Origin of the sequence: Caballeronia sp. AZ1_KS37, from assembly GCF_023631165.1 — a bacterium.
GTDB lineage: Bacteria > Pseudomonadota > Gammaproteobacteria > Burkholderiales > Burkholderiaceae > Caballeronia > Caballeronia zhejiangensis.
Genome location: NZ_JALQDP010000001.1, coordinates 466,550 through 477,286 on the forward strand (window position 1 = coordinate 466,550; position 10,737 = coordinate 477,286).

Below are 10,737 nucleotides of genomic sequence, written 5' to 3' on the forward strand. Positions count from 1 at the left end.
AGGGGAAACAGCTATTTTAACGCGAAGAGCGTGCTGAAATTAAGAGCAATCGCGTGCAAGTCATTAAATCTTCTATGAAAGAACGGCCGGCCATAGAGGATAAGTTCCCGGACTTCGCCTGGACGATTGCCCTTTTTTCGTGCTCGATCAGCGCCTTTGACCGAACATCATCTGACGGGCGAGGGCCGTTTTTACCGGCGGAAGGAATTCGAGAGCGGTCAGCGCGAGACCGCGCATCGCCGCAAACGGCGGGAAATCGACCGTGAAGATGCGCGCGAGCGTATCGGTGGCGCCGATCGTCAGGCGCCGGTCCAGCGCACGGCGCTGCGCGAAACGGGCGAGCGCGAGCGGCCGGGGACCGTCGGCGGACAGCGCGTCGGTGAGCGCGAGCGCGTCGCGCAGGCCGAGATTCAGGCCCTGTCCGGCAACCGGATGCAGCGTCTGCGCGGCATTGCCGATCGCGACGGTGCGCCGGTCGACGAGCACGTCGAGCGCGGTCAGCCCGAGCGGAAACGCCGCGCGTGACGCGATGCGCGTGAAACGGCCCATGCGCGTGCCGAACGCAGCGCCGAGTTCGGCGAGGAAAGTGTCGTCGTCGAGCTGCATGCGGCGCGCGGCTTCGTCGGGCGAGCAGCACCAGACGAGCGAATAATCCGCGTGACGCTGGCCGCCGCACGGCAAAAGCGCGATCGGCCCTTCCGGCGTGAAGCGCTCCCACGCGACATTCGCGCGCGGATCGGACACGCTTACCGTGCCCACGATGGCCGTTTGCCCGTAATCGCGCGCGCGGCGCTCATCGGATGACTCGCCTTTCTGATAAAGACCGCCTTCCGCGTTCACGAGCACTTTCACGCGGACGGAGCGCTCGCCTTGCGCCGATTGCAGCGGCAAGGTGACGCCGTCGTTGTCCTGCAGCGGCGCGAGCGCGGACGTGTCGGTGAGCCAGTCGACCTTCGTTGCGCGCACCGCATCGGCGAGCGCGCCGACGAGCGAACCGTAGCGCACCACGTAGCCCAGTTCGGGCAACTCGTGCTCGTCGTGCTCGATCAACGTGCGGCCGAAATGCCCGCGCTGCGAGACATGGATGCGGCGGATCGGCGTGGCATCGCCCGGAAAGCCGAGCGGCTGCAGCATCACGCGGCTTCCGTGCGAAAGCGCGAGCGCGCGCGGATCGTTGGCGGCGGCTGCGGGCGTGCGCGCATCGATCAGCGCGATGGACAGCCGTGACGTCGCGCTGCGCCGGGCAAGCCAGCCGGCGAGCGCGAGCCCGACCGGCCCCGCGCCGACGATGGCGATGTCGTAATCGAAATGCGGTTCGATGCCTTGAACGTCGCTCATGGTCAATTTGCGTTTGATTCGCGCATCAGCGCTTCGATTTCGTCGGCGGCGACGGGCACTTCGCGCGTGAGCAACTCGCAGCCGTTTTCGGTGACGATGGCGTCGTCCTCGATGCGAATGCCGATATTCCAATATTGTTCCGGCACGTCTTCGGCGGCGCGCACGTAGAGACCCGGCTCGATCGTGAGCGCCATGCCGGGCGCGAGCGCGCGCCATGGTCGTGCGCCTTGCTCGTCGAGCGGGCCGTCGGCTTCGCGGTATTCGCCCGCGTCGTGCACGTCCATGCCGATCCAGTGTCCCGTGCGATGCATATAGAAGCGCGCGTAGGCACGTTGCGCGAGGACGTCGTCGACGCTGCCGAACTTCGCCTTGTCGAGGATGCCGGTATCGAGCAAGCCTTGCGACAGCACTTTCAACGCAGCCTGATGCGGCGCGTCGAAGCTGACGCCGGCGCGTGTGGCATCGATGGCCGCGGCTTGCGCGGCGAGCACGATTTCGTACAGTTCGCGCTGCGCCGGAGTGAAACGGCCGCTAGCGGGGAACGTGCGCGTGATGTCGGATGCGTAGCCGTCCAGCTCGCACGCGGCGTCGATGAGAATCAGGTCGCCGTCGCGCGCGATCGCGTTGCCAGCCGGATAGTGCAGCACGCAGGCGTTCGCGCCCGCCGCGACGATCGATCCATACGCCGGCGACTGCGCGCCGTGGCGGCGGAACGTGTACAGCAATTCGGCTTCGATTTCGTACTCGCGCATGCCCGGGCGGCACGCGCGCATCGCGCGACGGTGCGCTTCGGCGGAGATCGATGCCGCGCGGCGCATGATCGAGATTTCGTGCGCGTCTTTCACGAGCCGCATCTCGTCGAGAACCGGCAGCAGGTTCTCCGCGCGGGCGGGAGCGCGCACGCCGGTGCGGCTTTGCGCGCGCACGGCGGCGAGCCAGGCGCGCACCCGGGCATCCAGTTCCGCCGATGTGCCGAGCGCGTAGTGAAGCGCGGGTTTGTCGGCGATCATGCGCGGCATCTCCTGGTCGATCGAATCGATGGCAAACGCGGCGTCGAAGCCGAAAGCGTCGCGCGCGGCGTCGGGGCCGAAGCGAAAGCCTTCCCAGGTTTCGCGCTCCGCGTTCTTCTCGCGACAAAAAAGGATCGACACGGGCTCGCCGTCCTGCGCGCTCGCGTTCAGCACGAGCGTCGCTTCGGGTTCGTTGAAGCCCGTCAGATAGTAGAAGTAGCTGTCGTGACGGAAAGGGTAGTCCGTGTCGCGGTTGCGCAGGACTTCCGGCGCGGTCGGCACGATGGCGACGCCGCCGCCGCGTGCACGCAACGCGGCGAGCACGCGCTCGCGACGCGCACGGAAAATGTCGACGGCGATGGGGCTGGCGAGTTCGGTCGATGAGTTCATGCGCCGATTGTAGCGCCGGCTTCACGATGCGCGCACTCGGCCATTCGACATAGGCCAAAACGACGGCGACGCGTGAATTTGCCTATGCCATTCGGCCTAGTGGCGCGGCGAGTGACCGCGCCGCATACTCATTCGCCAGCGGGACGATTGCGCACGCTGCCCGCGATCAGATCGAAGCGAAACAGGCGGCATTCGAGCGCGCCGTTGAAAAGCGGCGTTTTCGTCGATTCGCGCAGCCGCAGCAAGCCCGGCAACTTGCGGTCGGACGTGAGCACGTAGGCGCGCCATCCCGGAAAGCGCTGTTTGAGCGCGTTGCCGAAGGAGACGAAGAACTCGGTGTCGGCCGGATCGGGTTGCGCGCGGGCGAAGGCGTCCTCGTCTTCGCGGCGGGAGCGCGCCGTATCGCGAATTTCGCCGCGCGGGCCGCGTCCGCGCACTTCGATACGCTCGCCGTACGGCGGATTCGCGATCAGAATGCCGGGCGCGTCGGTCGGCGGGACCATATTGCGGGCATCGACTTGCTTGAGCGAAAGGTCGGTGATGCCCGCGCGGGTCAGGTTCGCGCGCGCTTTTTCGAGCATGTCGCCGGAAATGTCGCTGCCGAAGATGCTCAACTCGGCTTGCGACGCACGCGCGGCGCGGCGTTGTTCGAGCGCGGCCGTCTTGAGCTTCTGCCACATGCCGGGATGGAACGGCTTCAGCTTTTCGAAGCCGAAGCGCCGATCGTTGCCCGGCGCGATGTTGAGCGCCGTTTGTGCGGCTTCGGCGAGGAAGGTGCCGCTGCCGCACATCGGGTCGAAGAGCGGCGTGCCGGGCGTCCATCCGGTCAGGCGCAGAATGCCCGCGGCGAGATTCTCGCGCAGCGGCGCGGCGCCCTTGTCCAGGCGCCAGCCGCGTTTGAAGAGCGGCTCGCCGGAGGTATCGAGATAGAGCGTGCACTCGTTCAGCGTGAGGAACGCGAACACGCGGACGTCGGGCTGGGCGGTGTCGATGCTCGGCCGCGCGCCGGCCACGTCGCGCAGGCGATCGCAGACGGCGTCCTTCACGCGCAGCGTCGTGAATTCGAGGCTTTTCACCGGCGATTTGATTGCGGTGAGATCGACGCGCATCGTCTGGCTGGGCGTGAACCATTGCTCCCAGCGCTGGCGATGCGTGAGTTCGTAGATGTCTTGCTCGTTGCGATAGGGGCCTTGCGCGACTTTGAGAAGCACGCGGCTCGCGATGCGCGAATGCAGATTCGCCGCCATGCCCGCGACCCAGCCGCCCCGAAAGTGCACGCCGCCGGGCACTTGCGTGCCGACGATCAGCGATCCGCCGCCGGAAAGGGGCGCGTCGGCCACGTGCCTTTCCCCGATCTCCGCCAACTCGGCGGCAAGCGGTGCTTCGAGACCGCGCGGGCAGGGGACGAACCAGTCGAAGAGGGGGGAGGCCATGTGGTGCTTTTTCGGACGTGTAAAGGCGGTATTGTACGCGGGGTGTTACAGCTGGCATGCGGTGCGGTTTCGTTGCCGGAAAAAGAAAGCGCCAGCTTCCTCGAATGCGGAAGCTGGCGCGATCGGTTCGGGGGATTCGAACCGGCTTGGCGCCTAATCCACCGCCTTCATCATCTCCTCGACCACCTTCTTCGCGTCCCCGAACACCATCATCGTCTTGTCCATATAGAACAGTTCGTTGTCGAGGCCGGCGTAACCTGCCGCCATCGACCGTTTGTTCACGATGATCGTCCGAGCCTTGTACGCTTCGAGAATCGGCATCCCCGCGATCGGCGATTTCGGATCGGTCTTCGCGGCCGGGTTGACGACGTCGTTCGCGCCGAGCACGAGCACCACGTCCGTCTGACCGAACTCGCTATTGATGTCCTCCATCTCCTGAACCATCTCGTACGGCACTTCGGCTTCCGCCAGCAGCACGTTCATGTGCCCCGGCATCCGCCCCGCGACGGGGTGAATCGCGTACCGCACATCGATGCCTTTCTCGACGAGCTTGTCGGTCAGCTCCTTCAACGCGTGCTGCGCGCGCGCGACCGCGAGGCCGTAACCCGGCACGATCACCACGCTTTCCGCGTTGCCGAGCATGAACGCGGCGTCATCGGCGGAACCGGATTTGACGGGGCGCTGCTCCGTCGATCCGCCCGCCGCCGCACCGCCCGCCTCGCCGCCGAAGCCGCCGAGAATCACGTTGAAGAACGAGCGGTTCATTGCCTTGCACATGATGTACGACAGAATCGCACCCGACGAGCCGACGAGCGAACCCGCGATGATCAGCATCGGATTGTTCAGCGAGAAGCCGATGCCCGCCGCCGCCCAGCCCGAGTACGAGTTCAGCATCGACACGACCACGGGCATGTCCGCGCCGCCGATCGGAATGATGATGAGCACGCCCAGCGCGAACGCGATGATCGTCATGATGATGAACGGCAGCCACGATTCGGTGAGCATGAAGATCACGCCGAAGCCGATCATCGCGATGGCGAGCAGCAGGTTGATCAGATGCTGTCCCGAGTACGTGACCGGCGCGCCCTGAAAGAGCCGGAACTTGTACTTGCCCGAGAGCTTCCCGAACGCGATGACCGAGCCCGAGAACGTGATCGCGCCGACAAACGTGCCGATGAACAACTCGACCCGATTGCCATACGGAATCGGCTCGCCGAGCGGTGCGAGCCCGAACGCGGCGGGCTCCGCCACGACACCATAGGCGATGCAGACAGCCGCGAGACCGATCAGCGAGTGCATCGCCGCGACGAGCTCGGGCATCTTCGTCATCTCGACTTTTGCCGCGATGTACGCGCCCGCGCCGCCGCCGATGATCAGCGCGACGAACAGCAGCGACAGCCCGAGCGCGAGATTCGCTTCGAGAAACGCGGCCTGCTTCACGATCAGCGCGAGCGTGGTGAGAATGGCGATCGCCATGCCCGCCATGCCGAACGTATTGCCGATGCGCGCGGTCTTCGGATTCGACAAGCCCTTCAACGCCTGAATGAAGCACACCGAGGCGATGAGATACAGGAGAGTAACGACGTTAAGGCTCATTTACGCGCCCTCCTTGCTCGTGATCTTCTTGGGCTCTTTCTTCTTGAACATCTCGAGCATTCGCCGTGTGACGAGAAAGCCGCCGAACACGTTTACGGCCGCGAGCAGCACCGCGAGCGTGCCGAAGAACTTGCCCGCAGCGCCGACCGTCAGGCCGACAGCCAGCATCGCGCCGACGATGACGATCGCCGAAATCGCGTTGGTCACGGCCATGAGCGGCGTATGCAGCGCGGGCGTGACGTTCCACACGACGTGGTAGCCGACGTAAATGGCCAGCACGAAGATGATGAGGTTGATCACCGTGTGATTGATGACATCCATGTGCGTCTCCGTTCAGGCCGTGGCGCGGGCGAGTTGTCCGTCGCGGCACTGGAGCGTGGCCGCGACGATATCGTCCGCGAGATCGATGTTGAGCGTGCCTTCCTTCGTGATGATCAGCTTCAGGAAGTCGAGAAGATTGCGGGCGTAGAGCGCGGAGGCATCGGCGCCGACCATCGAAGCGAGATTCGTGTGGCCGACGATATGCACGCCGTGCTTCATCACCACCGTGTCGACTTCGGTGAGCGGACAGTTGCCGCCTTTCCTGCCCTCGAACTCGGGACCGCGTCCGGCGGCGAGATCGACGATCACGGAGCCCGGCTTCATGTGCTTCACCGTTTCGACAGAAATCAGCGTCGGCGCGGGGCGGCCGGGAATCAGCGCCGTCGAGATGACAATGTCCGCCGCCTTCGCACGTTCGTGCACCTGCGCCGATTGCCGCGCGAGCCAGCTCGGCGGCATCGGGCGCGCGTAACCGCCGACGCCTTCCGCCGCTTCGCGTTCCTCATCGGTTTCGAACGGCACGTCGACGAACTTCGCGCCGAGCGATTCGATCTGCTCCTTCACCGCCGGACGCACATCGGATGCTTCGACGACCGCGCCCAGACGCTTGGCCGTCGCGATTGCCTGCAAGCCCGCGACGCCTGCGCCGAGCACGAGCACGCGCGCCGCTTTCACGGTGCCGGCGGCGGTCATCAGCATCGGCATGAAGCGCTGGTAATACTGGCAGGCCATCAGCACGGCCTTGTATCCGGCGATGTTCGCCTGCGAAGACAGCACGTCGAGACTCTGCGCGCGCGTCGTGCGTGGCGCGGCTTCGAGCGCGAACGCAGTGACGCCCGCCGACGCGAGCCGCGCGGTGTTCTCTGTATTGAAAGGATCGAGCATGCCGATGAGCACGGCGCCCGGCTTGAGCATCGCCAGTTCGCTTTCGCTCGGCGATTGCACCTTGAGGACGATCTCGGCGGAAAAGGCCGTGGCGGCATCGACAAGGTCCGCGCCTGCTTGCGCGAACGCATCGTCGATATAGCTTGCCGGCAAGCCCGCGCCGCTCTGGACAGAAACACGATGTCCTTGCGTGACGAGCTTTTTGACCGTTTCGGGCGTGGCGGCGACGCGCGCCTCGTTCGCCCGCGTTTCAGCAGGCACTCCAATGTGCATCTTGTAATCCTCCTGTCTTTGTTGCCTTTTTCGCCCGGGCAAGGCTTAGGAAGGCTTAAGGCTGAGTTTTATTTCAAATGCTGGAACTGACGGCTATCTCAACTGTAACCGAAGATTGCACGCGCAAGAATCCGATCCGGCACCCGTTCCGTTTTGCCACAGTCAGCGCTTTCCCTTAGTCCGCGTGCGCGAGATCTGTGCGAGGACGGTAAAATATCTCACCATGAAATCAGACACTTGGGCCCCCCACGTTACGGTGGCTGCCATCATCGAAAAGGATGGTCGTTTCCTCGTCATCGAGGAGCACACGTCGGCAGGGCTGCGAATCAACCAACCGGCCGGTCATCTCGAAGCGGGCGAAACGCTCGTCGATGCCGTGGTCCGCGAGGCGCTCGAAGAAACGGCGCATCGCTTCGAGCCGGAGGCAATCGTCGGCGCGTATATGACGCACTTCGCGCGGCCGGGGCGCGACGTCACGTATTTGCGTTTCACGTTTTGCGGCAAGTCGCTCGGCGAAGAAGCAGGCCGCGCGCTCGACGAAGGCATCGTGCGCGCGATGTGGCTCAGCGCGGACGAATTGCGCGCATCGGTCGACCGGCATCGGACGCCGCTCGTGATGAAGTGTGTCGACGATTATTTATCCGGGCGGCGCGTCCCGCTCGATTTCATCCATACGCATTCGGTCGCGCCGGTGGTGCGGGCGTGATATCCCTATGAGCAAGAAACGAGTAGTGGTGGGCATGTCGGGCGGCGTGGATTCGTCCGTAACGGCATGGCTTCTGAAGGAACAGGGCTACGACGTCGTCGGCCTTTTCATGAAGAACTGGGAAGACGACGACGACGGCGAATACTGTTCGACCCGTCAGGACTGGATCGACGTCGTTTCCGTCGCGGATTTGATCGGCATCGACGTCGAAGCGGTCAACTTCGCCGCCGAATACAAGGACCGCGTGTTCGCCGAGTTTCTGCGCGAATATTCGGCCGGCCGCACGCCCAATCCGGACGTGCTTTGCAACGCCGAAATCAAGTTCAAGGCGTTCCTCGATCACGCGATGTCGCTCGGCGCGGAAACCATCGCGACGGGACATTACGCGCGCGTGCGCGAGCGCGATGGACTTTTCCAGTTGCTCAAGGCAACGGATTCGACGAAGGATCAGTCGTACTTTCTGCATCGATTGAATCAGGCGCAACTGTCGAAGACGCTCTTTCCGCTCGGCGAAATCCCGAAGACGAAAGTGCGCGAGATCGCCGCGCAAATCGGCCTGCCGAACGCCAAAAAGAAGGACTCGACCGGCATCTGCTTCATCGGCGAGCGGCCGTTCCGCGAATTCCTGAACCGCTATCTGCCGACAAAGCCCGGCCCCATGAAGACGGCCGAAGGCAAGATCGTCGGCGAGCATATCGGGCTTGCGTTCTACACATTCGGGCAGAGAAAGGGCATCGGCATCGGCGGCGCGAAAGACGGCAGCGGCGAACCGTGGTTCGTCGCGGGCAAGGACATGGCGTCGAACACGCTCTATGTCGTGCAGGGGCACGATCATCCGTGGCTGCTGTCGCCGACGCTCGTGGCCGGAAACACGAGCTGGGTCGCGGGTTTCGCGCCGGAAGAGGGCGCGGCGTGCGGCGCGAAGACGCGCTATCGGCAGCAGGATGCGGCGTGCCGCTTCGCCAACGCGGACGATGGCCGTTTCGCGCTTCATTTCGACGACGCACAGTGGGCCGTGACGCCGGGACAATCCGCCGTGCTGTATCAGGAAGACGTGTGTCTGGGTGGCGGAATCATCGAACACGCGGCGGCTGGGCACGAGTCGCCGCAAGTTGCGGCGCTCGCTGCGGCGCGTTGAGCATCTCCGGCGGCAAACGAGCGATCAGCTCCGACTTCGGTCGGGGCTTTTTCCTATCGATCCGATAAAAACTTTTTTGAAACAGTCGCTTGATCGTCTATCTAGTGGTAGATAATTAACGCACACCGAATGCAGGGACAATTGCAGAGATACGCGAAATGGACAAGAACACGGTACGCGACGCTTTACTGGATCACGCTCAGACGCTGTTGATGACGCGCGGGTACAACGGCTTCAGTTTTCGCGATTTGTCCGAACTGGTCGGCGTGAAAACGTCGAGCATTCACTATTATTTCCCGACCAAGGAAGATCTCGCGCTCGAAGCGGTCAATGCGTATAGCGCCGACGTGATGTCGACGATCTACGCGATCGACAGCTCCGCCCCGGCCGACAAGAAACTCGACCGCTATACGAAGCTATTTGGAAGGATCATCGGCGACGGCAATCAGATTTGTCTGTGCGGCATGCTTGCGTCGGATATCGAGTCGCTGCCGGAGAAAGTACGGCACGCGGTGCAATCGTTCTACAAGGCGAATGAAACCTGGCTGGCGAAAGTTCTGGCCGAAGGCGAAGCGCAAGACACGCTCGACGCTGGCGGAAAGCCTGAAGCGGCGGCACGCACCTTGTATGCAGCGTTTCAGGGGAGTTTGCTTGCATGCCGCCTGTTTCAGACGCGGTCGCGGCTTGAAGAGGTCGCAGACGCATTTCGGCGGTAGATAAGCCTGTGGATAACCTTGTGAAAAACCCCTGAACTGGGCGTTGATTATCTACCGTTGAGTAGATAGATTTTGGCGGAATAGAGCATTTCTCTGACCCGATTCGTCGTTCGAACCATGTCGCCGCACGCGGACCGATGGTTTCAGGAAGAAAAGGGGTTTGGGAGAGAATCGGTCGATCGCGCCCTTCGCCGGTGATCTATCTAGCAGTAGATAATCTTCGATCTCACTTTGCGCTTCCGAGTGCGCCGGAAGCTCCCGCCGCGCGCGGGAGCTTGGTCCAAGAAAGGAATCAGACCGGCGCGGTATCCACGAACGACTGACGCTGCGAAATACGCGCGTAATACTTGTCGAGATTCGGATGTGCGTCGCGCCAGTTCAGATCGGGCATACGGAAATCGAGATAGCCCAGTGCGCAGCCGCAGGCGATATCCGCAAGCGTGAAGCGATTCGCCGAGCACCATTGCTTCGAGCCGATGCCGCGCGCCATCGCGCGCAAGCCGTCTTCGATCTTGTGACGTTGCCGCGCGATCCATTTGTCGCTGCGATGTTCCTCTTCGCGCAACACGCCTTCGAGACGGATCAGCACGGCGGCGTCGAGCATGCCGTCGGCGAGCGCTTCCCAGCAGCGCACTTCGGTGCGCTCGCGCCGCTCCTGCGGCAGCAGCTTGCCGACCGGCGTGAGCGTGTCCACGAACTCGCAGATGACGCGCGAATCGAATACCGCTTCGCCGTCGTCGAGAATGAGGCACGGCACTTTGCCGAGCGGGTTGTAGTCGTGGATCTTCGAATCGGATGCCCAGACGTCTTCGAGCACCAGTTCGCAGTCGATCTTCTTTTCCGCCATGACGATCCGCACCTTGCGGACGAATGGGCTGGGGTGCGAACCGATCAGTTTCATCATCTAATTTTCACGTTGATTCGAAATGCG

10 protein-coding genes are annotated in these 10,737 nt (G+C 63.4%); 3 read left to right on the forward strand and 7 right to left on the reverse strand.

Going from position 1 to position 10,737, the window contains the following annotated elements:
* Positions 1 to 147 precede the first annotated feature (147 nt).
* The 6 genes from NCS00_RS02255 to NCS00_RS02280 all read right to left on the reverse strand — a co-directional run bounded on the left by NCS00_RS02255 (position 148) and on the right by NCS00_RS02280 (position 7,246).
* Positions 148 to 1,338, reverse strand: a complete 1,191-nt coding sequence (locus tag NCS00_RS02255) for a UbiH/UbiF/VisC/COQ6 family ubiquinone biosynthesis hydroxylase (protein ID WP_008351543.1) — start codon at positions 1,336 to 1,338, stop codon at positions 148 to 150.
* A 2-nt stretch (positions 1,339 to 1,340) separates the two neighbouring features.
* Entirely contained in the window at positions 1,341 to 2,738 is a 1,398-nt protein-coding gene (locus NCS00_RS02260) for an aminopeptidase P N-terminal domain-containing protein (RefSeq protein WP_034470617.1), read from the reverse strand.
* A gap of 128 nt (positions 2,739 to 2,866) precedes the next feature.
* Entirely contained in the window at positions 2,867 to 4,171 is a 1,305-nt protein-coding gene (locus NCS00_RS02265) for a THUMP domain-containing class I SAM-dependent RNA methyltransferase (RefSeq protein ID WP_033536536.1), read from the reverse strand.
* 153 nt (positions 4,172 to 4,324) lie between these two features.
* Positions 4,325 to 5,767 (reverse strand): NAD(P)(+) transhydrogenase (Re/Si-specific) subunit beta, encoded by a 1,443-nt coding sequence (locus NCS00_RS02270; protein WP_008351540.1) that lies wholly within the window; start codon positions 5,765 to 5,767, stop codon positions 4,325 to 4,327.
* Complete coding sequence (locus tag NCS00_RS02275) at positions 5,768 to 6,088, reverse strand: NAD(P) transhydrogenase subunit alpha part 2 (protein WP_008351539.1); 321 nt, start codon at positions 6,086 to 6,088, stop codon at positions 5,768 to 5,770.
* A gap of 12 nt (positions 6,089 to 6,100) precedes the next feature.
* Positions 6,101 to 7,246, reverse strand: coding sequence for a Re/Si-specific NAD(P)(+) transhydrogenase subunit alpha (locus NCS00_RS02280; protein WP_034470619.1), 1,146 nt, complete (start codon positions 7,244 to 7,246; stop codon positions 6,101 to 6,103).
* Positions 7,247 to 7,469: 223 nt separating this feature from the next.
* Here NCS00_RS02280 and NCS00_RS02285 point away from each other — a divergent pair, with 223 nt between their 5' ends.
* From NCS00_RS02285 to NCS00_RS02295, 3 genes are all read left to right on the forward strand, one after another.
* On the forward strand, positions 7,470 to 7,952 hold the full coding sequence (locus tag NCS00_RS02285) for an NUDIX hydrolase (protein ID WP_175979798.1): 483 nt from the start codon (positions 7,470 to 7,472) through the stop codon (positions 7,950 to 7,952).
* A gap of 7 nt (positions 7,953 to 7,959) precedes the next feature.
* Positions 7,960 to 9,090 (forward strand): tRNA 2-thiouridine(34) synthase MnmA, encoded by a 1,131-nt coding sequence (gene mnmA, locus NCS00_RS02290; RefSeq protein ID WP_008351536.1) that lies wholly within the window; start codon positions 7,960 to 7,962, stop codon positions 9,088 to 9,090.
* A 158-nt stretch (positions 9,091 to 9,248) separates the two neighbouring features.
* Positions 9,249 to 9,806, forward strand: a complete 558-nt coding sequence (locus NCS00_RS02295; protein ID WP_034470623.1) for a TetR/AcrR family transcriptional regulator — start codon at positions 9,249 to 9,251, stop codon at positions 9,804 to 9,806.
* 292 nt (positions 9,807 to 10,098) lie between these two features.
* On the opposite strand, the gene NCS00_RS02300 is transcribed toward NCS00_RS02295, so the two are convergent.
* On the reverse strand, positions 10,099 to 10,710 hold the full coding sequence (locus tag NCS00_RS02300; protein WP_174447708.1) for a glutathione S-transferase C-terminal domain-containing protein: 612 nt from the start codon (positions 10,708 to 10,710) through the stop codon (positions 10,099 to 10,101).
* Positions 10,711 to 10,737 lie beyond the last annotated feature (27 nt).

What these genes read in the sequence shown, in the direction of transcription:
- NCS00_RS02255 (WP_008351543.1), bottom strand. Translation starts at nt 1,338, where the DNA reads ATGAGCGACGTTCAAGGCATCGAACCGCATTTCGATTACGACATCGCC.
- NCS00_RS02260 (WP_034470617.1), bottom strand. Translation starts at nt 2,738, where the DNA reads ATGAACTCATCGACCGAACTCGCCAGCCCCATCGCCGTCGACATTTTC.
- NCS00_RS02265 (WP_033536536.1), bottom strand. Translation starts at nt 4,171, where the DNA reads ATGGCCTCCCCCCTCTTCGACTGGTTCGTCCCCTGCCCGCGCGGTCTC.
- NCS00_RS02270 (WP_008351540.1), bottom strand. Translation starts at nt 5,767, where the DNA reads ATGAGCCTTAACGTCGTTACTCTCCTGTATCTCATCGCCTCGGTGTGC.
- NCS00_RS02275 (WP_008351539.1), bottom strand. Translation starts at nt 6,088, where the DNA reads ATGGATGTCATCAATCACACGGTGATCAACCTCATCATCTTCGTGCTG.
- NCS00_RS02280 (WP_034470619.1), bottom strand. Translation starts at nt 7,246, where the DNA reads ATGCACATTGGAGTGCCTGCTGAAACGCGGGCGAACGAGGCGCGCGTC.
- NCS00_RS02285 (WP_175979798.1), top strand. Translation starts at nt 7,470, where the DNA reads ATGAAATCAGACACTTGGGCCCCCCACGTTACGGTGGCTGCCATCATC.
- mnmA (WP_008351536.1), top strand. Translation starts at nt 7,960, where the DNA reads ATGAGCAAGAAACGAGTAGTGGTGGGCATGTCGGGCGGCGTGGATTCG.
- NCS00_RS02295 (WP_034470623.1), top strand. Translation starts at nt 9,249, where the DNA reads ATGGACAAGAACACGGTACGCGACGCTTTACTGGATCACGCTCAGACG.
- NCS00_RS02300 (WP_174447708.1), bottom strand. Translation starts at nt 10,710, where the DNA reads ATGATGAAACTGATCGGTTCGCACCCCAGCCCATTCGTCCGCAAGGTG.